Annotated in this window: 20 protein-coding genes; 12 read left to right on the top strand and 8 right to left on the bottom strand. The window is 71.3% G+C overall.

What is annotated here, in order from left to right:
- Positions 1-10: 10 nt before the first annotated feature.
- The 3 genes from ACFYPC_RS04890 to ACFYPC_RS04900 all read left to right on the top strand — a co-directional run bounded on the left by ACFYPC_RS04890 (position 11) and on the right by ACFYPC_RS04900 (position 3,329).
- Positions 11-820: a hypothetical protein gene (locus ACFYPC_RS04890; RefSeq protein ID WP_388670817.1), complete on the top strand. Its 810-nt coding sequence runs from the start codon at positions 11-13 to the stop codon at positions 818-820.
- 98 nt (positions 821-918) lie between these two features.
- Complete coding sequence (locus tag ACFYPC_RS04895; RefSeq protein WP_388670820.1) at positions 919-2,166, top strand: aminotransferase class I/II-fold pyridoxal phosphate-dependent enzyme; 1,248 nt, start codon at positions 919-921, stop codon at positions 2,164-2,166.
- Positions 2,163-3,329, top strand: a complete 1,167-nt coding sequence (locus tag ACFYPC_RS04900) for an MBL fold metallo-hydrolase (protein WP_388670823.1) — start codon at positions 2,163-2,165, stop codon at positions 3,327-3,329. The genes ACFYPC_RS04895 and ACFYPC_RS04900 overlap by 4 nt, the downstream gene beginning before the upstream one ends.
- A gap of 102 nt (positions 3,330-3,431) precedes the next feature.
- On the opposite strand, the gene ACFYPC_RS04905 is transcribed toward ACFYPC_RS04900, so the two are convergent.
- Positions 3,432-4,055, bottom strand: coding sequence for a DedA family protein (locus ACFYPC_RS04905; RefSeq protein ID WP_388670826.1), 624 nt, complete (start codon positions 4,053-4,055; stop codon positions 3,432-3,434).
- A 121-nt stretch (positions 4,056-4,176) separates the two neighbouring features.
- On the bottom strand, positions 4,177-4,950 hold the full coding sequence (locus tag ACFYPC_RS04910; RefSeq protein WP_388670829.1) for an MBL fold metallo-hydrolase: 774 nt from the start codon (positions 4,948-4,950) through the stop codon (positions 4,177-4,179).
- A gap of 111 nt (positions 4,951-5,061) precedes the next feature.
- On the opposite strand from ACFYPC_RS04910, the gene ACFYPC_RS04915 reads away from it, so the two are divergent.
- The 5 genes from ACFYPC_RS04915 to ACFYPC_RS04935 all read left to right on the top strand — a co-directional run bounded on the left by ACFYPC_RS04915 (position 5,062) and on the right by ACFYPC_RS04935 (position 11,864).
- Positions 5,062-5,502, top strand: coding sequence for a hypothetical protein (locus ACFYPC_RS04915; RefSeq protein WP_388672002.1), 441 nt, complete (start codon positions 5,062-5,064; stop codon positions 5,500-5,502).
- A gap of 248 nt (positions 5,503-5,750) precedes the next feature.
- Positions 5,751-7,835 (top strand): alkaline phosphatase family protein, encoded by a 2,085-nt coding sequence (locus ACFYPC_RS04920; protein WP_388670832.1) that lies wholly within the window; start codon positions 5,751-5,753, stop codon positions 7,833-7,835.
- A gap of 178 nt (positions 7,836-8,013) precedes the next feature.
- On the top strand, positions 8,014-8,442 hold the full coding sequence (locus tag ACFYPC_RS04925) for an OsmC family protein (protein ID WP_388670835.1): 429 nt from the start codon (positions 8,014-8,016) through the stop codon (positions 8,440-8,442).
- Positions 8,443-8,603: 161 nt separating this feature from the next.
- Entirely contained in the window at positions 8,604-10,514 is a 1,911-nt protein-coding gene (gene dnaK / locus ACFYPC_RS04930; protein ID WP_388670838.1) for a molecular chaperone DnaK, read from the top strand.
- A gap of 66 nt (positions 10,515-10,580) precedes the next feature.
- Positions 10,581-11,864 carry an esterase-like activity of phytase family protein gene (locus ACFYPC_RS04935; protein ID WP_388670841.1) on the top strand — a complete coding sequence of 428 codons (1,284 nt, stop codon included), beginning with the start codon at positions 10,581-10,583 and terminating at the stop codon, positions 11,862-11,864.
- A 155-nt stretch (positions 11,865-12,019) separates the two neighbouring features.
- Here the strand turns inward: ACFYPC_RS04935 and ACFYPC_RS04940 are convergent, their stop codons facing one another.
- The 4 genes from ACFYPC_RS04940 to ACFYPC_RS04955 all read right to left on the bottom strand — a co-directional run bounded on the left by ACFYPC_RS04940 (position 12,020) and on the right by ACFYPC_RS04955 (position 16,568).
- On the bottom strand, positions 12,020-13,546 hold the full coding sequence (locus ACFYPC_RS04940) for an MFS transporter (protein WP_388670844.1): 1,527 nt from the start codon (positions 13,544-13,546) through the stop codon (positions 12,020-12,022).
- A 335-nt stretch (positions 13,547-13,881) separates the two neighbouring features.
- Entirely contained in the window at positions 13,882-14,697 is an 816-nt protein-coding gene (locus tag ACFYPC_RS04945; protein WP_388670847.1) for an SAM-dependent methyltransferase, read from the bottom strand.
- 63 nt (positions 14,698-14,760) lie between these two features.
- Positions 14,761-15,624 (bottom strand): helix-turn-helix domain-containing protein, encoded by an 864-nt coding sequence (locus ACFYPC_RS04950; RefSeq protein WP_388670850.1) that lies wholly within the window; start codon positions 15,622-15,624, stop codon positions 14,761-14,763.
- Positions 15,625-15,737: 113 nt separating this feature from the next.
- The gene (locus ACFYPC_RS04955) at positions 15,738-16,568 is read right to left on the bottom strand and encodes a helix-turn-helix domain-containing protein (RefSeq protein WP_388670853.1); all 831 of its coding nucleotides are present in this window, start codon (positions 16,566-16,568) and stop codon (positions 15,738-15,740) included.
- Positions 16,569-16,607: 39 nt separating this feature from the next.
- Between ACFYPC_RS04955 and ACFYPC_RS04960 the strand changes: the two genes are divergently transcribed.
- From ACFYPC_RS04960 to ACFYPC_RS04970, 3 genes are all read left to right on the top strand, one after another.
- Complete coding sequence (locus tag ACFYPC_RS04960; protein WP_388672005.1) at positions 16,608-17,675, top strand: ADP-ribosylglycohydrolase family protein; 1,068 nt, start codon at positions 16,608-16,610, stop codon at positions 17,673-17,675.
- A 113-nt stretch (positions 17,676-17,788) separates the two neighbouring features.
- Positions 17,789-18,094 (top strand): 4a-hydroxytetrahydrobiopterin dehydratase, encoded by a 306-nt coding sequence (locus tag ACFYPC_RS04965; protein WP_388670856.1) that lies wholly within the window; start codon positions 17,789-17,791, stop codon positions 18,092-18,094.
- Positions 18,095-18,415: 321 nt separating this feature from the next.
- The gene (locus ACFYPC_RS04970) at positions 18,416-19,309 is read left to right on the top strand and encodes a class I SAM-dependent methyltransferase (protein WP_388670858.1); all 894 of its coding nucleotides are present in this window, start codon (positions 18,416-18,418) and stop codon (positions 19,307-19,309) included.
- Positions 19,310-19,405: 96 nt separating this feature from the next.
- On the opposite strand, the gene ACFYPC_RS04975 is transcribed toward ACFYPC_RS04970, so the two are convergent.
- Positions 19,406-20,356, bottom strand: a complete 951-nt coding sequence (locus ACFYPC_RS04975) for a GNAT family N-acetyltransferase (protein ID WP_388670861.1) — start codon at positions 20,354-20,356, stop codon at positions 19,406-19,408.
- A 173-nt stretch (positions 20,357-20,529) separates the two neighbouring features.
- Between ACFYPC_RS04975 and ACFYPC_RS04980 the strand changes: the two genes are divergently transcribed.
- Positions 20,530-21,231 (top strand): SDR family oxidoreductase, encoded by a 702-nt coding sequence (locus ACFYPC_RS04980; protein WP_388670864.1) that lies wholly within the window; start codon positions 20,530-20,532, stop codon positions 21,229-21,231.
- A 113-nt stretch (positions 21,232-21,344) separates the two neighbouring features.
- Here ACFYPC_RS04980 and ACFYPC_RS04985 read toward each other — a convergent pair whose 3' ends face one another.
- Positions 21,345-22,136, bottom strand: coding sequence for an aldo/keto reductase (locus tag ACFYPC_RS04985; RefSeq protein WP_388672008.1), 792 nt, complete (start codon positions 22,134-22,136; stop codon positions 21,345-21,347).
- Positions 22,137-22,212: the final 76 nt, after the last annotated feature.

Genomic DNA, 22,212 nt, shown 5'->3' on the forward strand with positions numbered 1-22,212 from the left:
AGCCCGGCCCATGCGCCGTACCGCCCGTGTCCTGTCCGCCACCGCCCTGGCCGGTGCCGCCCTTGGGGCCGCCGCCTCGGCCGCGTACGCGGACCCGGCCGCCGAGGTCACCCCGGGCTCCGTCGAGCCCGGCGGCACCGTCACCATCTCCGTCACCTGCGACGCGATCAGCGGCGCTCCGCCCGATTACATCGAGGCCACCTCGGAGGGCTTCGAGGAGGGCAAGGTCCAGCTACGCCGCGTCACCGGAAATGACGAGACCGTGGCAGGCGCCGCCTACAGCGGCACGGCCCGCATCCCGCCCGACGGGGACGGCGGAAGTGGTGGGGACGGCCGGAGTGGTGGGGACGGCGGGAGCGGTGAGGAGAGCGGAAGTGGTGGGGACGGCGGGAGCGGTGAGGAGAGCGGGAGCAGTGGGGACGGCGGGAGCGGTGAAGACGGCGGAAGTGGTGGGAACGGCGGGAGCGGTGAAGACGGCGGAAGTGGTGGGAACGGGGGCGGCGGTGAGATCTACGACGACGACGGCGGCGACGCGGCGAGCCGCCCCGAGTCCGAGTGGGGCGTCGACGGCGCTTGCCCCGGGGCATCCGGCGGACGCGGGAAACAGTGGACCGCCTCGTACACCGTGGCCCGAGTCAACGCCACCGCCCAAGGCACGGCGGAGCACCCCGCCCCAGTCCAGCGCGGCGTCCACGCCGGTGAGGGCGGCGCCTTCACCGGCTCGCTACCGGCCCTGATCACCGGCGGCGTCCTGATCACCGGCGCGCTGGGCGCGGCCGTGTACCGGCTGCGGACCAAGGACACGTCGGCGGACGGCTGACAGGTCATCCGGCGCCCGACGACAGAGCGGCGCCGGCCCCACACCTGAGCACCACCCGGCACTGCACCACAGAATGCGCGTAACGCGCGGAGGCACCTATGCGGCGGACGCATCCGGAAGGGCACGGGCCCGTCCGCTACGGGCCGCCGCTCCCCGATCAGGGTCTGCCCGTGCTGCCGGAACTGCGTGCCGTGCTCGCCGCCGCCGCGGACCGGCCCGAGACCGAGCCCTCGGGCGGCGGGCCCGCGCTCCTGGACGCGGCCTGCGGCTACTGGGCCCGGCGTGGACTGCCCACCGCTCCGGAGGGGGTGGCCGCCGCACCCGGCGCCCCCGCGTTGCTCCTCGCGCTGACCGGCGCACTCGGCGGCGACGTCCTGCTGCCGCGGCCCTGCGCCGCCTGGTGGGCGCCACAGGCACGCCTGTTGGGAAGATCCGTGTTCCATGTGGCGACGCCCGCGGAGTGCGGCGGCGTGCCGGATCCCTACGCCCTTCTGGAGACCGTACGCAGAGTGCGCGCCGAAGGCGGCGACCCCCGGCTGCTCGTTCTCTCCGTCGCGGACGACCCCACCGGCACCGTCGCGCCCCCCGAGGTGGTCCACGAGACCGTCGAGGCCGCGGCGGGCGAGGGACTGCACATCGTCAGCGACGAGACCTGGCGCGACACCCTGCACCAGCCGCACGACACCGTGCTGCTCAGCCCGGCCGAGATGCTCCCCGGCGAGGTCACCGTCCTCACGGATCTCGCCGGCCCCTTCCTGCCGCAGGGCTGGCCCGCCGCCGTCGCCCGTTTCGCCGACAACGAATCGGGGGCCCGACTGCGCGCCCGCGTCCTAGACGTACTCACCGCGCTCGGCGCCCCGGTCGCCGAACCCGTCGCCGCTGCCGCCGCGTACGCGCTCGGCGAGCCCGAGGCGATCACCGGGCGGCTCACGGCGTCCGTACGCCTCCACGCGCGCGTGGCCGCCGCCGCGCACCGGGCGGTGGTGGGCTCGGGCGCCCTCGCGCGGCCACCGCAGGCCGGCAGACACCTGTACGTGGACCTCGGACCGCTGCGCTCCGCGCTCGGCGCGCACGGTGTGGGCGACGCACAGGATCTGGAGGACTTCCTCACCACCCGGCTCGGCCTGCCCGCGCCGGGCGGCCACCGGTTCGGCGACGAACTCGCGGCGCTCCGGGTGCGGCTGGCCACCGCGCCGCTGCTCGGGACGACGGACGAGGAGCGGGTGGAATGCCTCACGTCACCCTCGCCGTTGGAACCGCCGCATGTGCAACGCGCGTTGACCCTGTTGGAGTCGGCCTTCGACGATCTCCGAGATGACGCTCAGCGATGGGAGCCTCCTCGATGACGCAGCAGTCCGAGTCGACCACGAGCAGCTCTACGACATCCACGACCACGCGGGACGCGGATGATCCGGCGTCCACCCCGGCACCGGCCCTGGCCCCGGCGCAGCCCGAGGCCGGTGCCGGTGCTCCTCCGCCTTCTCAGTCCCCACTGTCCCCACTGTCCCCGCTACCCCCACTGTCCCCACTGTCTCCTCCCGTTCCGCTCGCCGAGCCCCGTCCGCTCGCCGAACGGCGTGTCTGGCCACGGTCCTTCGCGGACCGGCTGACGGCGCCGCTGCCGGGGCTGCGGGCCCTGGCGCGGTTCGCTCGCGAGGGCGCGCTGCGGCCGCGCCCCGATGGGCTGGCGGACATCCCGGCGCTGCCGTTCGAGCCGGGGCCGCTGCCGCGGGTGGGTGCGCAGACCGTCGCCGTCTCCTGGGCGGGGCACGCGAGCTGGGTGATCCGCGTCGGCGGCCTCACCGTCCTCACCGACCCGGTCTGGTCCCGCAAGATCCTGGGTACCCCGGCCCGGATCACGCCCGTCGGCGTGGCCTGGAGTGCGCTTCCGCGCGTCGACGCGGTCGTCATCAGCCACAACCACTACGACCACCTGGACGCCCCGACGCTGCGCCGACTCCCGCGCGACACACCGGTGTTCGTACCGGCCGGGCTCGCACGCTGGTTCAGGCGCCGCCGGTTCACCCAGGTCACCGAGCTCGATTGGTGGGAGGCGGCCGAACTGGATGGTGTCCGCTTCGACTTCGTCCCCGCCCACCACTGGTCCAAGCGCAGCCTCACCGACACCTGCCAGACGCTCTGGGGCGGCTGGGTCCTCACCGCGCCCGACGGACAGCGGGTGTACTTCGCGGGCGACACGGGTTACGGCCACTGGTTCGCCCACATCGGCCGCCGCTATCCGGGCATCGACCTCGCGCTGCTCCCCATCGGTGCGTATGACCCCCGGTGGTGGCTGAGTGACGTCCACTGCGATCCGGAGGAAGCGGTCCGCGCCGCCGTCGATCTCGGCGCCCGTCGCATGGCCCCCATGCACTGGGGCACCTTCGTTCTCTCCGCCGAGCCGGTTCTCGAACCGTTGATCCGGGTCCGGGCGGCCTGGGAGAGGGCGGGGCGGGACCGGGAGGATCTGTGGGACCTGCCGGTGGGGGGTTCCCGGGTTCTGGGGTGATCGCGGAGGCCGCGTGACTGCGGCATGTTCCGGGTTGCTCGTGCAGTTCCCCGCGCCCCACGGGGCCCCTTATAGGGCTGCGCTCCTAAGAGGGCTGCGCCCCTACTGGGGCGCGGTCCTGCGCACCCGGCGCCACACACCCGGCAACAGGCTGATCGCCACCGTCAGGACCACCGCCGCCACGACGCCCTCCCAGGGCTCGCTGAAGAGGGAGCCGCCCAGGACGCCGATGAGCTGGTAGGTCGCTGCCCAGGCCAGACAGGCGGGGATGTCGCCACGGGCGAAGGTGCGCAGGGGCATCTTCGCCAGCAGGCAGGCGAGCATCACCGGGATGCGGCCGGCGGGGACGAGGCGGGAGAGGACCAGTACGGCGATGCCGTGGTCGCCCAGTTTCTCCTGGGCCTGGGTGAGGCGGTCCTCGGGGGCGCGGGCGCGGATCGCCTCCAGCCAGCGTGAACCGTTCTTGGAGCCCATCCCGCGCCGCCCCAGCCAGTACAGCGCGACATCACCGAGGAACGCGGCGAGTGCCGCCACCACGAAGACCAGCAGCATCGCGAACGGCGCCGTCTGATGGAAGGCCACCACGGCCGCCGAACTGACCAGCGCACCCGTCGGTACCACCGGCACCAGCGCGCCGAGCAGCACCAGCACGAAGAGCGTGGGATACCCGATCGCCTGCTGCGCGGTCTCCGGTGCCGTGGTCGAGGCCGCGGCCAGGAAACTCACCGGACCACCGCCGGAAGCACACACAGCCCCGCGGCCTCCGAGGCGGCCGGAGCGGAAACGGCCATCACTTCGCGGCACCTGGGTATGCGTGCGCGCCCGGGGCCGCGGCGGTCGGAGACCGTCACCTCGCGACCTCCGGCCGTACGCACTCGCCGTGGCCGAGCAGGTGCACCGCGACCTGGGGCGCACGTTCGGCGGCAAGGCGCACGAACTCCTCGCCCGGCGCGTAGAACTCATGGGGGCGCACGGCGTCCAATCCGATCGGCCAGTACGTGCCGTAGTGCACCGGCACAGCGCTGCGTGGCATCAGCCGGACGAGCGCCTCGGCCGCACGCCCCGCATCCAGATGTTCTTCCCCGAGATGCGGCCCCCATCCGCCGACCGGCAACAGCGCCACATCGACCGGTCCGACCTCCTCGGCCATCGACTCGAACAGCCCGGTGTCCCCGGCGAAATACGTGCGTGCCTCGCCCTCCACTACGAACCCCAGGGCGGGCACCCGGTGCGGACCGAGCGGCAGCCGCCGCCCGTCATGGCGCGCCGACACGGTACGTACCACCAGGTCACCGGTTGCCGTTCGGTCGCCGGGCGCCACCTCGGTGAGCAGCAGGTGGTCCAGCCTGCGCAGCGCGGGCACCGCGCGTGGGGCACCCCTGGGCACCAGCACGTGTGTCCCGGGCGCGAGCCGCGCCAGCGAGGGCAGATGCAGATGGTCGGAGTGCAGATGCGAGACGAGCACCACGTCGGCGACCGCGGCCGACGGTGGGGGCGGCGCCCCGCGCCTGCGCCTGAGGTGTGCGAGCCGGCGCGCGAAGAGCGGGTCCGTGAGCACGCGCGTGCCGGAGTCCTCCAGCGTGCAGGTGGCGTGCCCCCACCAGGTGATCTCCACCGGCACTTCTTTGCCTCCTTCGCGCGACTCCCCCCGAGCCTACGGGCAGGAGTAGGGTCTGCGACGAAACCCGGAGGTGAGGGGGACGCCATGGGAGAAGTGCGCGATGCCGCCGGCATGCACGCGCTGAGGTGCCCGCCGGGCCGGCCGGGGCCCCTGTCGCTGCGCGTGACGGCGATCGCAAGCCTGACGCCCCTGGAGGAACTGGACGCGGACCCGTTCCTGGTGGACTCCCGCAGCCAGCACGCGATGTGCGCCCGCTGGGCCGCCGAACACGGCTACATCGTCACGCGCGAGTTACTCGTACGGGGTCTGCGCCCCGACCACCGCACCCTCTGGGCCGACGTCGAGGCGGGCCTCGTCGACCTGTTCGTCGCGCCCAGCCATCGCGTCCTGGAGCGCGCCCTCGCCTCGGTGGACGAGTTCACCGCCGAGTGCTTACGCCGCGGTGTACGGGTCGAGACCGTCGGCAGCGCGGAACCCTCGTACGACACCGAGATGAAGGCCCGGGTCCATCGCCGCCTGTCGATGCCGACGGCCGGGTACGACGGCCGCTGAGCGACGGAGCCTCCTGAGTCGCGGCGCCCGCTGGGTTGCTGGGTCTGCTGAGTCGCGGCGCCCGCTGAGTGACAGAGCCCCCTGAGTGACAGAGCCCGCTGAGTACCTCCGCTGAGCCGGGGCCCAAGCTGAGCCGCTGACCTGCGATCCGTTCCGTGACCTGGTGACGATCGGCCGTGTCCGTCCGTTGTGACAGGGTGGAAGCAGGCCTCGCGGACCGGGCGGGCCGGGATGCGAGGTGGCAGGGCGTGGGCGGCGGGGGTTGGCGGCGGGTTCTCGGCGGGCTGTGGCGGAGTGCCGTCGTGTGGGGCGTCTCCACGATCACGATGCTCGTCCTTGCCGGTGTGCTGCCCGACTTCCAGCTGGAGACGGACGCCGGCGACAGCGCCACCCGGATCGCCGTCACCGCGGGGATCGGCGCGGGCGTCTTCGGCCTGCTGTCGTCATTGGCGTGGCCGCTGTTCGTCAGGGCGCTGCTGTTGGTGCCCGCGTTCGTCCTCGGGCTGCTCGTCTTCTTCCTCAACGGGTCCTTGCTGCTGATAGCCCTGCGGATCAATCCCTCCGGGCGGGGCGAGGCCGCACCGGAGACCGCCGTGGTCGTCGCCGCGGTGATGTCCGCCGTCGCCTCGGCCACCGGTGGTGCCCTCGCCGTACGGGACGACGACGCCTACCGGCGCAGGCTGTACCGGCTCGCCGACCGGCGTCGCAGGCGGGCCGACGGCCAGGCCGGCCCCTCGACCCCCGCCGCCCTCTTCCTCCAGCTCGACGGAGTCGGCCACGACGTGCTGCGGGAGGCCGTGGGCAAGGGACTCATGCCGACCGTGGCGCAGTGGCTGGGGAACAGCAGGCCGAGCGCCCGCGCCACCCACCGGCTCACCCCCTGGCGCACCGACTGGTCCAGTCAGACAGGCGCCAGCCAGCTCGGCATCCTGCACGGCACCAACCACGACGTCCCGGCCTTCCGTTGGTACGAGAAGGACAGCCAGGAGGTCATGGTCTGCAACCGGCCCAGCAGCGCCGCCGAACTCCAGCGCCGGGCCGTCGAGTACACGGGTGACGGTGGACTCCTCACCGTCGACGGCGCCAGCCGCGGCAACCTCTTCAGCGGCGGCGCCGACCAACTGGCCCTCGTGCTGTCCATAGCCGCGCGGAGGGGGAAGGAGAACCGTTCCCGGTCGGGCTACTTCGCGTACTTCAGCGACCCCGCCAACGCCGTCCGCACCGCCATGTCCTTCGGCGCCGAGGTGTTCCGGGAGATCGGCCAGTCCACCCGGCGCCGTGCCAGGAAGCAGCGCCCGCGCGTCAACCGCGGCGGGCTGTACCCCTTCATCCGTGCCTTCGCGACCGTCGTCGAGCGGGACGTCGTCGTCGCCGCGGTGATCGGCGACATGCTCGCCGGGCGCAACTCGGTCTACGCCGACCTGGTGGGGTACGACGAGGTGGCGCACCACTCCGGGCCGTGCAGCCGCGACGCGGAGAAGGTCCTGGCCCGCCTGGACCGCTCACTCGCGCTGATCGCGAAGGTCGCCGAGCACGCCCCCCGGCGGTACCGGATCGTGGTGCTCTCCGACCACGGCCAGAGCCCGGGGGAGACCTTCCTGACCCGCTACGGACTCACCCTCGGCAACCTGGTCCGGGCCGGCTGCGGGCTGCCCGTGCCGCGCAAGGCGCGGCGCACCCACAGCGGCGCCGAGGCGCGGGCGGCGGTGCGAGCCGCGCTGCACAGGCCCGTCGAGGAGGGCGGCGAACAGCACCGGCCCGCACGCCGCGCCGAGCCCATCGTGCTGGCCTCCGGCAACCTGGGACTCGTCTCCTTCCCCGACGTGCCGCACCGGATGAGCCGCGAGGAGATCGACCGGCGCCATCCCGCGCTGCTGTCCACGCTCGCCAACCACCCGGGCGTCGGCTTCGTCCTCGTACGCAGCGAGGAGTACGGCGGACTCGTCCTCGGCGCGCACGGAGCGGAGGTTCCGGTGGACGAGCTCGACGACGAAAACCCGGGCCCGCTGGCCGACTTCGGCCCCGGCGCCGCCGACGCGGTACGACGGACCCACTCCTTTCCGCACGTCGCCGACATCATGGTCAACTCCTGGTACGACCCCGCGGAGGGCGAAGTCCTCGCCTTCGAGGAGCAGATCGGCTCGCACGGCGGACTCGGCGGCGCCCAGGGACAGCCCTTCCTGCTGTCGCCACTCGCGCTGTCCCTGCCGGTCGAGGACGGCGCCGAACTGGTCGGCGCCGAACAGGTGCACCATGTACTGCGGCGGTGGCTGCGTGAGTGCGACGGGCCTCAAGTGCCGCTGGTGGTGCAACCGGGCGAGCGGGCCGCCTGAGCACGCCCTCGGGGCCGCCGCAAAAGCGAGCTGCGGTGCACCCCCGGGGACGCGCGAGACCGGTGTTCCGGGTGAGTTGAGCGGGCGCCGCCCCATCGGCTGGGTGGTCCGGGCGCAGGTGTGATCGGATGGGGGATACGGAACCCCGGTAACGGGACCACACCCGAAAGGACTCATCGTGGCAACCACGCGCTCTGCACACACCGTCTGGGAAGGCAACCTGCTCGAGGGCAACGGCGTCGTCACCTTCGACTCCTCCGGCGCCATCGACGAGCAGCCCGTGACGTGGGCGTCGCGCTCCCAGGACGCGAACGGCAAGACCAGCCCCGAGGAGCTGATCGCGGCCGCCCACTCCAGCTGCTTCTCCATGGCGTTCTCGCACGCCCTCGCGGGGGCCGGTACCCCGGCTACCAAGCTCGTCACCTCCGCCGACGTCAGCTTCCAGCCGGGCGAGGGCATCACCGGCATCCACCTCACCGTCGAGGGCACGGTGCCGGGCATCGAAGAGGACGCCTTCGTCGCCGCGGCCGAGGACGCCAAGGAGAACTGCCCGGTCAGCCAGGCGCTCACCGGCACGACGATCACCCTGTCGGCGAAGCTCGCCTGACAGCCCCGTAGGCAAGTACGACGCCGCGGTCCCTCGAAGGGGGCCGCGGCGTCGTCATGTCCGGGCCCGCGCGGAGCTCCCGCCCCATTGACAGAAACGCACTCAAGTTTTGTGCTGGGAGGCGGGCAGAGCCGGGCAGAGGTGGGTGGAAGGGGACGGACATGGCACGCGCGGTCGGGATCGATCTCGGTACGACGAACTCCGTGGTCGCTGTTCTGGAGGGCGGCGACCCCACGGTCGTGGCCAACGCGGAGGGCGCGCGCACCACGCCCTCCGTGGTGGCCTTCGCCAAGAACGGCGAGGTGCTCGTCGGGGAGGTCGCCAAGCGGCAAGCCGTGACGAACGTGGAGCGCACCGCGCGTTCCGCCAAGCGTCACATGGGCGACGCGGGCTGGCGCTTTCCGGAGACGGGCACCATCGACGGAACCCGGTACCGCGCGCAGGAGTTGGCGGCGCGCGTGCTGCAGAAGCTGAAGCGGGACGCCGAGGCGTATCTCGGTGAGGACGTCACGGACGCCGTGATCACCGTGCCCGCCTACTTCGACGACGCGCAGCGCCAGGCCACCAAGGAGGCGGGCGAGATCGCGGGGCTCAAAGTCCTGCGGATCATCAACGAGCCGACGGCCGCTGCCCTGGCGTACGGGCTCGACCGCGGCGAGGAGCAGACCGTTCTCGTCTTCGACCTCGGTGGCGGGACCTTCGACGTCTCGCTCCTGGAGATCGGCGACGGTGTGATCGAGGTCAAGGCGACCAACGGTGACACCCAACTGGGCGGCGACGATTGGGATCAGCGAGTTGTCGAGCATCTCGCCCAGCGGTTCAAGGCCTCGTACGGCATCGACCTCGGACACGACAAGATGGCGCTGCAACGGCTGCGCGAGGGCGCCGAGAAGGCCAAGATCGAGCTGTCCAGCGCCTCCGAGACCACCGTCAACCTGCCCTACATCACCGCCACCGCCGACGGCCCACTGCACCTCGACGAGAAGCTGACGCGCGCCCAGTTCCAGGAGCTGACCGCCGACCTGCTCGACCGCTGCAAGAACCCCTTCCACCAGGCGGTCAAGGACGCGGGCGTGCAGCTCTCCGTGGTCGACCGGGTCATCCTGGTCGGCGGCTCGACCCGGATGCCCGCCGTCACCGACCTGGTGAAGGAACTCACCGGCAAGGAGCCGCACAAGGGCGTCAACCCGGACGAGGTCGTCGCCGTGGGCGCCGCGCTCCAGGCAGGTGTCATCCGCGGTGACGTCAAGGACGTCCTGCTGCTCGACGTGACCCCGCTGTCCCTGGGCATCGAGACCAAGGGCGGCATCATGACCAAGCTCATCGAGCGCAACACCACGATCCCGACCCGGCGTTCGGAGATCTTCACGACCGCCGTGGACAACCAGCCGTCCGTCGGCATCCAGGTCTACCAGGGCGAGCGCGAGATCGCCGCGTACAACAAGAAGCTCGGCGTCTTCGACCTCACCGGGCTGCCGCCCGCGCCGCGCGGGGTGCCGCAGATCGAGGTCGCCTTCGACATCGACGCCAACGGGATCATGCACGTCTCCGCGAAGGACCTCGCCACGGAACGCGAGCAGAAGATGACCGTCACCGGCGGCTCCGCGCTTCCCAAGGACGACATCGACCGCATGATGCGCGAGGCCGAGCAGTACGCGGACGAGGACCGGCGGCGCCGTGAGGCCGCCGAGACCCGCAACCAGGCCGAGCAACTCGTCTACCAGACCGAGAAGTTCGTCCAGGAGAACGAGGAGCGCATCCCCTCCGACACGAAGCCGGAGGTCGAGTCGGCCATCGCGGAGCTGAAGGAGCTCCTGGAGGAGACCGCCGACACGAGCGCGCTGCGGGCCGCCGTCGAGAAACTCGCCACCGTGAGCCAGCGGATGGGCCAGGCGATGTACGCACAGGCCCAGCAGGCGCCGTCGCAGACGCCTCCGCAGGACGAGCCGGCGACCGCCGAGCACGCCCCGAGCGAGGAGGAGGGCGTGGTGGACGCGGAGATCGTGGACGAAGAGAGGGAAAGAGGTGGAGATGGTGACATGGGCAAGGACGGGAGGGGTGGCGCCGTCTAGTACACCGGTGCCTCGCGTTGCCCGCTGTTCGGCCGCCCGTCACCCGGTATCCCTAACGTGCGGGTCATGAAGAGACTTTCGATCACGGTCAGCGCGGTCGCGCTGACCGTCGGACTCGCGTCGCCCGCCATGGCCGACCGCGACTCCGAGGACTCCGGTCAGGCCACGGCCTCCGGTCAGGCGACGGCCTCTGGTCAGGCCACGGCCTCCGGTCAGGCGACGGCCTCTGGTCAGGCCGCGGCCTTCGGCCAGGCCACGCTGACCGGTTTCGCCTCCCTTCCGGCCGAGACGTTCGTCCCGAACAGCGAGCCGTCCGGCTCGGCCATCGGCGCGGGTCCGTTCAACGGCATCACCGGTCCGTTCGCCGACCAGCCCGTCCAGGGCTTCAGCGGCGCCGTCAACCGCCACGACGGCAGTTACGACGTGCTGTCCGACAACGGCTACGGCAACAAGGCCAACAGCGCCGACTTCCTGCTGCGCGTGCACCGCGTCAAGCCGGACACGAAGACCGGCAAGGTCGAGGTCCTGGGCGGCTTCAACCTCAGCGACCCGTACCACAAGGTGCCGTTCCCACTCACCCGGACCGACCGGGTGCTGACCGGCGCCGACTTCGACGTCGAGTCCATCGTGCGGGCCTACGACGGCTCGTACTGGCTGGGCGACGAGTTCGGTCCGTTCCTGTTGCACTTCTCCTCGACCGGCAAGCTTCTCCAAGCCCCGATCTCGCTCGACGGAGTGCAGGCGCCGGAGAACCCGTACCTGAACGGCGCCCAGCCCACCACCGGCAGCAGCAAGGGCTTCGAGGGCACGGTGCGCGCGGTCGACGGCCGGCACCTCTACCCGCTGCTCGAAGGCACGGTCAACGGCGACACCCCCGGTGACCTGCGCTTCAGCGAGTTCGACCTGAAGACCCGGGGCTACACGGGGAAGCGTTTCACCTACCGCCTGGAGTCGCCCTCCAACGCCATCGGTGACGCCATCGCCGTCGACAAGAACCGCTTCCTGGTCATCGAGCGTGACGGTGGCCAGGGCGCCGACGCCAAGTTCAAGCGGATCTACCTCGCCGACACCCGGGACCGCAACGGTGACGGGGTCATGGACAAGACCCTCGTCGCCGACCTGATGAACATCGCGAACCCGAAGGGCCTCGGCGGCTTCGGCGAGACCTTCACCTTCCCGTTCACCACGATCGAGGACGTGGTCCTCCTCGACAACCGGACGCTGGCAGTCCTGAACGACAACAACTTCCCGTTCTCCTCCGGCCGTACGCCCGGCAAGGCGGACAACAACGAGTTCATCACCATCAAGCTCACCGAGAGCCTGAAGGCGGACAAGCGCGCCCTCAGGTAACGGCGCACCGGCGGCGCACCGGACGGGCCGACGCCTCCGTACTCTCCCTGTACCGCCACTTCGGCCGTGGCCCGAGCTGCCTCGGGTCGCGGCCGCGGTGCACCACGTACCGGCGGAACAGGTAACAGGTACGGACACCTGCGGGGCCGGCCGCACTACATGTGCACCGCCTGGCTCGCGGCCTGCTGCGCGGGCACCCCGCGCCGGTAGAGCGCCGGCGTCACGACGAACCCGATCGCGAAGAACAGCGCCGACCACCAGTACGCGGTCGAGTAGCTCTCCATCGAGGCCTGTGCCTCTACCTGTGCCGTGGGCTGCTTGCCGACGAGGTAGTTCGTCGCGGCGCTCGTGGCAAGGGTGTTGAGCAGGGCCGTACCGATCGAACCGCCCACCTGCTGACTGGTGTTGACCATCGCGGAGGCCACGCCCGCATCGCGCGCGGCGATGCCGGACGTGGCCAGGTTCATCGCCGTCGCGAAGATCATGCCGAGGCCGAAGCCGGCCGTCAGCAGCGGGGGCAGCACGTGCTGGGCGTAGTTGCTGTCGAGGCCGAGCGCGGTCAGCCAGGCCATCGCGCCGGAGGCCAGCGCCATGCCGAGCGGCACGATCGGTTTCGGCCCGAGCTTCGGCACCAGGTAGTTGGTGGTGACCACGGACATCACGACCATCACGGCGACCATGGGCAGGAACGCCAGCCCCGTCCTGATCGGTGAGTAGTCCAGGATCTCCTGTAGGTAGTAGGTCAGGAACAGGAAGACGCCGAACATGCCGGCACCGGAGATGAACATCGCGAGGAACGACGCCCCGCGGTCCCGGTCCAGGACCACGCGCAGCGGCAGCAGGGGGTGTTCGGTCCGCGTTTCCCACCAGGCGAATCCCACGAGGAGGACCGCGCCGACCACCAGGAAGCCCCAGGTCTTCACGTCGCTCCACGAATCCGTCTCCGCGTTCGAGAACCCGTAGACGATGCAGAACAGCCCGCCCGACACCAGGAGCGTGCCCGGCACATCCAGCTTCGGCCGGTCCGCGGGTTTTCCGGCGTGCAGGAGTCGCGCCCCGCCGGTCATGGCCACCGCGGCGAAGAAGACGTTCACGTACAGACACCAGCGCCAGTCCAGATACTCGGTGAGCACGCCGCCCAGGAGCAGTCCCACCGCGCCGCCCGCGCCCGCGATCGCGCCGTAGATGCCGAACGCCTTGGCGCGCTCGCGAGGATCCGTGAACGTTGTCGTGAGGAGCGAGAGCGCGGCCGGTGCGAGCAACGCGCCGAACAGACCCTGCAGGGCGCGGGCCCCCACCAGCATCCCGAAGCTGGTCGCGGCACCGCCGAGCGCGGAGGCCAGGGCGAAGCCCGCGAGTCCGGCGAGGAACACGGCCTTTCGGCCCACCAGGTCCGCGATGCGCCCGCCGAGCAGGAGCAGGCTGCCGAAAGCAAGCGCGTACGCGGTGACGACCCACTGCCGGTTGCCGTTGGTGAATCCCAGGTCCCGCTGCGCGGACGGCAGCGCGATGTTCACGATCGTCGCGTCGAGGACGACCATGAGCTGCGCGATCCCGACCACCGCGAGGATCAGCCAGCGGTGCTCGTGGCTGCCGCCGCCGGCCTGCGGCACACCGCCGCCGGGCGGCGCGGCCGGTATGCCTGACTCGGTACCCGACGTGGCTTCGGACGAGCGGTCCATGCTGGCCTCCAGACCCCCGTACACCCCGTCACACGCTAAACGCAGGGCTCATGGACGGCGACCGGGGACGGCGGCGGCCCGGCAGCCGGCCGAAGTGCCGACCGCCGCCGCGGCGGCTCGCGGCAGAACCGCCTCGTCCCGGCCGACGCGGGCCGTGTACGGGTGGACCGGGCCCTGTACCGGTGGACCGGGCCGTGTACGGGTGGCCGCGCACCGGGTCGGTGAGACCTGTGCCAGGAGAAGGTCGCGCCGGGATTACCAGGAGAAGGCCGCGCCGGGATTCGATCGATTGAGCGGGCCCGCGCAAGCGGGCCCGCTCACGGCGTCCACACGGGTCAGGGCTTGCGGGCGACCCCCGCGTACAGCGGCACGATGCCCTCCGCCTTGGCGGCCACGTCCACCGGTTCCGGCCGCCAGTCGACGGCCGGGACGACGCCCGGCTCCAGCAGCTCCAGGCCGTCGAGGAAGCGGGAGAACTCGGCGTGGGTGCGCGGGTGGAAGGGCGTGCCGCTCTCCCGGAAGAGTGCCGCCACCTTCCCGATGGTCGCGGCGCTGAGGTCCGGGGTGACCTGCGAGAGGATCAGGAAGCTGCCGGGGGCGAGGGCGGTGACGTACCTGTCGACCAGGCCGTACACATCGTCGCCGTCGGGAGCGTCGTCGAGGTAGTGGGTGAGCGCGACCAGCGACAGCGCGACGGGCCGGCCGAGATCCAGATGCTCGGCGGCCAGCCCCAGGATGGTGTCCGGGTCGCGGACGTCGGCGTGCACGTACTCGGTGGAGCCCTCGGCGGTGCCCCGCAGCAGGGCCTCGGCGTACCGCAGGACGATCGGGTCGTTGTCGGCGTAGACCACCCGCGACTCCGGGGCGATCGTCTGGGCGACCTGGTGGAGGTTGGGCTCGGTCGGAATGCCCGTCCCGATGTCCAGGAACTGACGTATCCCGGCCTGGGCGGCGACCCGGGTGGCCCGGTGCATGAACCGGCGGTTGGAGCGCGCACTGCGCACCGCGGCCTCGTCCACGCCGAGGATCCGGCGGGCGAGTTCCTCGTCCACCTCGTAGTTGTCCTTGCCGCCCAGCCACCAGTCGTACACCCGGGCCGGATGCGGTCGGCTGGTGTCGATACGGAGGGATTCGGCGTCACTTCCGGTCACAACGGTGCTCCTGGGTGTCGGGACTTCAATGGATTCAGCGACCAGGGGGTACGTTTCTGCAGCTCAGAAGCGTGCCCGGAACTCCTGGAGGATCTGCTTGGTGCGTTGGGCGGAGGCCGCGTGGGCCGTCATGTGGTCCAGGACCTCCAGGTGCAGGGCCACCTCGATGCGCGAGTCGAGGTAGAGGGCACCGGACACGTACTCGCTGTAGACCATGTCGGGCAGCTCCCGCTCCGCGAAGCGGAACAGCGCGAAGGACGTGTACGTCCCCGGGTGCGGGCCGTTCGCGAACTCGGCGACCTGGAGCGTGATGTGAGCGCGCTCGACCTCTTCCAGAAGCCGGTCCACCTGGTCGCGCATGACCCTGCTGTCGATGCTCACGGGACGCCGCAGCGCCGTCTCGTCCATGATCACCCAGAGGCGGGGCGGCCTCTCGCCGGTGAGCAGCCCCTGCCGCTTCATACGCAGCGCCACATGCCGCTCGATGGCTTCCGAACCCGTGTGTCCGACGGTCCCCGCCTCCAGCACGGCCCGCGCGTAGTCCTCGGTCTGCAACAGCCCGGGCACGAAGTGAGGTTCGTACGAGCGGATCAACTGGGCGGCACCCTCCAGGCTGACGTACAGGCTGAACCACTCCGGCAGTACGTCGTGGAACCGCTGCCACCACCCCGGCCGGTTCGCCTCCTCGGCAAGAGCGATGAAGGCGGCCACCTCATCGGGGGCGATGCCGTAGGTCGTCAACAGCACCTGTACGTACGGGATCTTGAGCGCGACCTCGGCCATCTCCATCCGCCGCACGGTCGCCGGGGCCACACGCAGCACGCGCGCGGCCTCCTCCCGCTTGAGGCCCGCTCTCTCCCGCAGTTCCTGGAGCCTTCGCCCCAGAACCACCTGGCCCACGGTGGGCGCGGGCCGCCGCTCACTCACGCCACGCCTCCCCAAGCGCCGAAGTACACGCGCAGTGTGTCATGTTCCCCACTGACCTCACAGGGTCGGCCGGGCCACCCTCACAGGGTCGGCCGGGCCGCCTCGGCCGCGCGTCAGGAAACCGGATTCTGAAGGTACTTGGCCGTTGCCGGGTCCGCCGGGAGGAACGTCTCGATGGCCAGCTCGGAGACCGTCACGTCCATCGGGGTGTTGAAGGTCGAGATGGAGGAGACGAAGGACAGGACGCGGCCGTCGTGCTCGATCCGCATCGGGAGCGCGAAACAGGCAACGGCGTCGAAGGGTTCGTCCGCGTGGGCGGGCTCCGGGACCGGGTACGCGGCCACCTCCTCGTACAGGGCGCGCAGCGGCGCGGAGCGGCTGAGCGCGACCTGGCGTTCCATCTGGGCGAGCAGGTGGCCGCGCCAGGCGTGGAGGTTGCGGATGCGCGGCGCCATGCCGTCCGGGTGGAGGGTGAGACGCATCGCGTTCAGCGGGGGCGCGAGCAGGGCCTCGGGGATGCCGTGCAGGAACATGGCGACGCCCTGGTTCGCGGCGAGCACGTTGTAGGTGGCGTCGATCACCAGCGCGGGGTACGGCTCGTAGCCCCGGATCAGCCGTTCCACGCCCTCGCGCAGGGCGTCCATCGCCGGGTCGTCGAGCGGGGTCTCCGCGTAGTGGGGCGCGTACCCGGCGGCCAGCAGCAGCGCGTTGCGTTCGCGGACGGGGACCTCCAGGTGCTCGGCGAGCCGCAGCACCATCTCCTCGCTGGGCCGGGAGCGGCCCGTCTCGATGAAGCTGATGTGCCGCGACGACGAACCGGCCCGCAGCGCCAGCTCCAGCTGACTCACCCGCCGCCGCTCCCGCCAGCCGCGCAGCAGCGGGCCGACACCCTTGCCGGCGGGGGCACTTGGAAGCGGGGAGGCACCGGGCGCGACAATGCTCATACGAGGACCGTAGCCGAGGAGTGGTGCGTGAACGAGACAATGGGGAACGGGCGGCCGGGCCGCGAGGCCGAGGCGGTCTACCGGGCACGGGTACGCGGCTGCCTGCTGGGCGGGGCGATCGGGGACGCGCTCGGCTATCCCGTCGAGTTCGACTCGCTGGACCGGATCCGCGCCGCGCACGGGCCCCGCGGTGTGACCGGCCTCGTCCCCGACGGGAGCGGTGTCGTGGGCCGCGTCAGCGACGACACGCAGATGACCCTGTTCACGGTGGAGGGCATCCAGCAGGCGCACGCGCGCGAGCGGCTCAAGGGCATCGGGGGCGGCTGGCCCCAGCTGGTGCGACGGGCGTACGGGCGGTGGCTGGACACCCAGCTCAAGGCCGGGCCCGGCAGCGACGTCCAGGGCGGACTCGCCGCGCAGACCTGGCTGTACGCGCGACGGGCCCCCGGCAACGCCTGTCTCTCCGGACTTCAACATGCGGACCACGTCCCCGACCCGGCGGTCGAGCTCGGCCCGCCCGGACCGGTCAACTCCGACTCCAAGGGCTGCGGCGCGGTCATGCGCTCGGCACCCTTCGGGCTGACCAGGACATCTGCCGAATCCGCGTTCGGCATGGCCGCCCGCTGCGCCCGGATGACCCACGGCCACCCCACGGGCTACTACGCCTCCGGCGCCCTCGCCGCGATCGTCACGCACCTGGTGTCCGGCGACTCCCTGGAGGGCGCGGTCCTGCGCACGCTGCGGCTGCTGGCCCGCCACCCCGGCCACGAGGAGACGACGGCCGCCCTGGACAGGGCCCTCGACCTGGCCTCCGAAGGCGCCCCGAGCGCCGCGAAGCTCGAATCCCTCGGCGCCGGCTGGATCGCGGAGGAGGCCCTGGCCATCGGCGTCTACAGCGCCCTCGCCACCCCCGGGGTCGCCGACGCCCTCCTCCTCTCCGTCAACCACTCCGGCGACAGCGACTCCACCGGCTCCCTCTGCGGCAATCTCCTCGGCGCCCTGCACGGCGACCACGGGCTGCCGCAGGAATGGCTGGAGCGGATCGAGGGACGCGCCACGATCACTGTGCTGGCGGACGACTTCGCGGCGGAGTGCGTACGTGCCTGAGTCACCCTGAGCCATTCCGAGTCGGGCAGTCCCGGAGCCGAGTTCCGGGGACTGTGGCACGCTGAGGAACAGCCCCTCGCGCACCCTGCCGCCGGATGAATGGAGCCCAGGTCATGGCCGTCGAACCGCTGGAGCAGAAGGAGATCGAGGAGCAACTGGCGGACCTGCCGGGCTGGTCGCTGGACGGCGACCGGCTCGCCCGCACCTACCGGCTCGGCTCGCACTTCGCGGCGACCGGCCTTGTCGTGCACATCGCTCAGGTGCAGGACGAACTCGACCACCACTCCGACCTCACCCTCGGCTACAACACCGTCGCCCTCACCGTGAACACCCACAGCGTCGGCGGCGCGGTCACCGAGCTCGACCTCACGCTCGCCCGAAGGGTGGAGGAACTGGCTCCCGGGCACGGCGCGCGCTGACCCGCAAAGCTGGAGCTGGAGCTGGAGCTGGAGCTGGAGCTGGAGCTGGAGCTGGACCTGGACCTGGACCTGGACCACGACAAGGAAGCCGACGCGTACGACAGCACCCGCGGCGGTGAGTCGACGGCCATGGCGACCGCCTACGCCGTACTGGCCGAGAAGTAGGGCAACTCGTAGCTGGCGATCCCGGGGCCGGGCCGCTCTGGCCGGCCCGGCGGACCGCAGCCGCGCCGCCCGGGATTTTGCTGTTTGCGCAACACGAGTAGCCGTTTCCGGGAGTGGGGGAGCACGCTGTCCACACCCCGACGAGAGGCTTGGAACATGGCACACGATCATGACCAGAGGCATGAGAGTCACGCCGCGCACGACCACGCGCACATGGACTTCGCCAAGATGCTCCCCTACCTGGAACAGGAGGCCGAGCTGTCCTCCCCGCTCTACGCGAGCGTGGCGGACTGGCTGCGGGAGTGGCAGCCCGAGCCCGAGATGATCGTGGACGCGGGCAGCGGACCCGGCGTCGTCTCCTGTCTCCTCGCCGGCACCTTCCCGCAGGCGCGGGTCGTCGCCGTGGATGCCGTGGAACCTCTCCTGGACCGGGCCCGCGAGCGTGCCGAAAGGCTCGGCGTCGCCGACCGCTTCAGCACCCTGCGGACCGAGCTCGACGACGGTCTTGACGACCTGGAATACCCCGCCGACCTGCTGTGGGCCAGCAGGTCCCTGCACCACGTCGGCGACCAGCGGGCGGCTCTCGCGGGTTTCGCACGGGCGCTCGCACCCGGCGGCGCGGTGGCCCTCCTGGAAGGCGGACTGCCCGCCCGCTACTTCCCGCGCGACATCGGCATCGGCCGCCCCGGCCTGCAGTCCCGCATCGACGCGATCCAGGAGGCGGGGTTCGCCACGATGCGGGCCGAACTGCCCGGAGCCGTGGCCGAGACGGAGGACTGGCCCGCCCTGATGAACGCCGTCGGGCTGTGCCACACCGCCACCCGCACGTTCCTCCTGGACCTGCCCGCCCCTCTCACGGACGATGCCCGCACCTTCGTGGTCTCCTCCCTCACCCATCGCCGCGAGGTCCTCGGCGAGCGCCTCGACGCCGACGACCTCGCCACCGTCGACAGGCTGCTCGACCCGGAGGACAAGGCGAGCGTGCACCACCGACCGGACGCGTTCCTGCTGATGGCGCACACCGTGTACGTAGGAGTGAAGCCGCAGTAGCCACTCGTCCGGCGGCGTCCAGCGGCGTCTCGCCCTCGGACCGGGCGGCGAAACGGGCGGCGAAACGGGTGGCAAAGCGGCCGGCGAAGCGCTCGATCAGACCGGGCGGATCAACTCCCAGGTGTCGACGGCGAAGTCGAGAGTCATGCCGTGCCGTTCGTACAGCGCGAGCGCACCCGTGCTGTTGTCCGTGTCCACGCCGAGGCCGATGCGGTCGCGGCCCAGCGCCGCGAAGTGCGCGAAGGCGTGGCGGAGCAGGTAGCCGCCAAGCCCCTGGCCCCGAGCCTTGCGCACGACGCCGATGCTGGCGATCCAGGCCATCGAGTCGCCCTTGTTGTTGCCGCGCAGCGCTGCCACGTCCCCGAAGCCGTCGAGATGCGCGATCCAGATCAGTGACCAGTCGACACGCTCGGCGTCGATGTCGTCCAGCCACTGCTCGTAGGTACGCGGCTGGAAGTCGAAGTGTTCGGCGAAGGCTTCCTGGAGCAGTGCGTGGGCGCGTCGGCGGTCCGGCTCCGTCAGGCAGGGGCGCAGGGTCACACCAGGCGGAGGGGTGGGCGAAAGGCCGGTGGTGCCTGACAGTTGACGGTCCATCACGTTGTAGCGGCGGACGGGACACCAGCCCCGTCCGCGCAGCGTCCGCAGGTCGATGGTGGGGGCGGCGTTGAGGTACAGGTGCACCACCGCTCGGGCTGCCCCGTTGGCGGCCGCCCGCTCCGCGGCCCGGGCCTCCATCAGGTCGAACAAGTGCCGGACCTCGTGCGGACGGTCGGGCAGCGCGTAGAGGTCCATGTCGATCCGCTCGCCGCCGGACTCGTCCCACAACAGGCCGTATCCGATCAGCTTGCCGCCGTCGAAGAGCAGCCAGGAGTCGCGCTCCAGATCCATCTCGGGGTGCTTCAAGTCCGTCTGGATCTCGGTCAGTTCGGTGTCGGCGCGACCGATCTCCAGCAGGTCGATCTCGTTGAGCAGCGCGTGCACCGCCGCCGCGTCGTCGAACGTCGCCGGGCGCACGGTCACGCTGGACGGTGGGGTGGGCGTGCTCATGAATCCACTGTCCGTCGGCGCCGGTCCGGCGCGCAACGGAGTTTCCCGCCGGTGGCGTCAGCGCCGGTCGGGCTCCGCGGGGCCGCGGTTGAGGCCTCTTGACTTCGAGAGCGCTCGAAATGATGGACTCCCGGTGTTCACCTGAACCGCCTGGCAAACGTATGGGGGAAACCATGACCGACTCACCTGTGGCGCTCATCACCGGCGGCGGCAGCGGCATCGGCGCCGCGGTCGCACGGAGGCTCCTCGCCGACGGGCACCGGGTGACGGTCACCGGGCGGGGCGAGGCGCGGCTGCACGGATTCGCCGAGGAACTCGGCCGCCCCGCGGGCCTGTTGACGATCGCCGGGAACGCGGCCGAGTACGACCACGTGCAGGCGGCGGTCGAGGCGACGATCAAGGAGTTCGGGCGGCTCGACACCGTCATCGCCAACGCCGGCTTCGCCACGCACGACACCGTCGCCGAGGGCGACCCCGCCGGCTGGCCCGAGATGGTGCTGACCAACGTGCTGGGTCCCGCGCTGCTGATCAGGGCCTCCATCGACGCCCTCAAGGAGACCCGGGGCCGGATCGTCCTGGTCGGCAGCGTCGCCGGCCATGTGCACGGCCCCGGCAACATCTACGGGGCGACGAAGTGGGCCGTGACCGGGCTCGCCGAGAACACCCGGCGGCAGGTCACCGAGTTCGGGGTGGGGGTGACCCTGATCTCGCCCGGGCGCGTGGAGACCCCGTTCTGGGACAGCTACGGCAGCCTGCCGCCCGGCCATCTGCTGACCGCCGACCAGCTCGCGGAGTCGATCGTCTGGGCGATCCGGCAGCCGGAAGGCGTCGATGTGAACACGGTGGTGGTACGGCCGATCGGCCAGCCTGTCTGACGCACCCTCTCTGACACGCCCTCTCTGACACGCCTTCTCTGACACGCACTCTGAGAACGACGTCGGCCCGGACGCGCGGTGCGCATCCGGGCCGATCCTGGCGTCCGTGTGGGTCAGGCGCCGTTGAACGTCGCCGGGTCGGGACCCAGGCGGCGGTTCTCGTTCAGGGCGGAGATTGCCGCGATGTCCTCGGCGTCCAGGGAGAAGTCGAAGACGTCGAGGTTCTCCTTGATCCGGGACGGGGTCACGGACTTGGGGATCACGACGTTCCCCAGCTGGAGGTGCCAGCGCAGCACGATCTGGGCCGGGGTGCGACCGTGCTTCTGGGCGACGGCGACGATCGCCGGCACTTCGAGGAGGCCCCTGCCCGAGCCGAGCGGGGACCAGGCCTCGGTGGCGATGCCCTGCTCCGCGTGGTACTCACGCGCCGCCAGCTGCTGGAGCTGGGGGTGCAGCTCGATCTGGTTGACGGCCGGGATGACGGACGTCGCCTCGATCAGCGACTCCAGGTGCTCCGGAAGGAAGTTGGAGACGCCGATGGCCTTGGCGCGGCCGTCCGCGTAGATCTTCTCGAAGGCCTTGTACGTGTCGATGTACTTGCCCCGCTCCGGCGTGGGCCAGTGGATCAGGTACAGATCCACGTACTCCAGGCCGAGCTTCTCCAGGGACGTCTCGAACGCGCGCAGGGTCGAGTCGTACCCCTGGTCGCTGTTCCACAGCTTGGTGGTGACGAAGAGATCCTCACGGGCGACTCCGGAGGCGTTGATCGCCTTGCCGGTGCCCTCTTCGTTGCCGTAGATCGCGGCCGTGTCGATGCTGCGGTACCCGGCCTCCAGCGCGGTGGCGACCGCCCTCTCCGCCTCGTCGTCCGGCACCTGCCAGACGCCGAAGCCAAGCTGCGGCATCTCGACGCCGTTGTTCAGGATGATCGGGGGGACCTTGCTCACGAGCTCTCGATCCTTCAGTCGTCGGTTGATACCA

The organism is Streptomyces sp. NPDC005808 (assembly GCF_042871385.1).
In the GTDB taxonomy this organism is placed as follows: domain Bacteria; phylum Actinomycetota; class Actinomycetes; order Streptomycetales; family Streptomycetaceae; genus Streptomyces.